The sequence below is a fragment of the Paracoccus sp. PARArs4 genome, from assembly GCF_947311865.1.
In the GTDB taxonomy this organism is placed as follows: Bacteria; Pseudomonadota; Alphaproteobacteria; order Rhodobacterales; family Rhodobacteraceae; genus Paracoccus; species Paracoccus zeaxanthinifaciens.
The window spans coordinates 1-1,388 of the sequence record NZ_CAMZMW010000041.1 but is presented as its reverse complement, the minus strand read 5'-3'; the positions used below and the strand labels follow the sequence as shown (position 1 = coordinate 1,388).

Below are 1,388 nucleotides of genomic sequence, written 5' to 3'. Positions count from 1 at the left end.
GAGGGTCTTTCTGTCCGCCGTCGCTCTCGCCGCAACTGTCATCTTCTGGCTTTGAAAATTAACGAGTCTGGAGCCTAAGCAGACTCTCAACCACAGATCTATCTTGGCAGCAGGAAGCCCAAGCGCTGGGAGGTTTGGTTCGTGAGGACTTGAGGCGAGCACGCAGAAGAGGACTTGCACAGGAGGGTATCTCAAACGAGAATTCAGGGTCATACCTTTCCTTCGTAACTACGGTCATATCAGATGCGGCAAAGAATCCTGCCGCCTTCAACGCGGCGGAAATTCACGCAGCAAACCTGATCTCTACTAATACGCCCTTATGCTACGAACTTAGAACGTTTGTCTGTGATGTCCTGAGGCGCACAATCGAATGTCCCGGCGGCAGGAAGCCCAGGGTTCATCCAGTCCGAGATGCCGTTCTCTATGCGTTTATATGTGACTTAGCCGAGCGCTTTAAGGTAAGGCCGACGAAAAATTCTGCCTCACACCATCTTATCTGCGCCTGTGATATCCTCGCTGAAGCGATGCCCAACAGAGCCGATCTCCCCAAGAGTCCCAGTTCGCTTCAGCGCATATGGCTGCAGGGCAAGAGAAACGAACAATCTGAGCTGGAAGACGATCAATTGGATCCGAATTGACAGGCACTTTTCGTTCGGCGTCGGACTGGGGCTCTGGATGATTTTTCGAAGGTCTTGCAGCGCACCGCCGGCCGCTCGCTTTAAAGCGGGCCGAGCGGTCAGCCGTTCCGCACTGCAGGCCGGCTGATCCGGAGGATCATTGCAGACGGGGGCGAGAGCAGCCAGCGCCACGTATGCAATGCGTGAAAACGTTCATACTTCCATCTACTCATTTATGATCACTCCGACGCGATGCCTGATAAATGCATCGTTCGGAAGTATATCGACAACATCCGGACCTAGCTCAATCTCGCCGTTCAGCCGCGTGATAGGACTGGTGCTGTCCAGCTTGGTACGATGCTCGGCCGAGAAGGTCGTTGAGGCTATGACATCCACCTCCGGGGTAATCGCGTGCATGGTACGCGTGAAAAGCTTGCCGCGCATCTGGTTCGCCACAAGCCGCCAATGAGCCTTCGCCGGCGCAAAGTCGGGCTGGGCGAAGGCCGGAACTATAAAGGCGGAGACCACCCGGCGCCTGTTTTTGCCGACACGGGCGAGCGCATTGCTCTGGAAGTGAACGCGGCAGCGCTGCCAGTTATTGGATAGAACTCGAGCGCTGGCGGCTTCGATACGTTCATGCGAATTGCCGATTACTATTTTCACATCGCGAGTCTTTCTCGGAAGAGATCGCGATTGAGAACGGCGGTGAGAAAGTCGACCACGGTAGCGTCGGGATGAGCCCGCTGCGGGCGGCGTAAAAGTCGTCCACCT

Annotated in this window: 1 pseudogene; it reads right to left on the bottom strand. The window is 55.5% G+C overall.

The window, feature by feature from the left end:
• Positions 1-833: 833 nt before the first annotated feature.
• A pseudogene (locus QMZ16_RS16255) lies at positions 834-1,280 on the bottom strand (transposase); the annotation flags it as partial.
• Positions 1,281-1,388 lie beyond the last annotated feature (108 nt).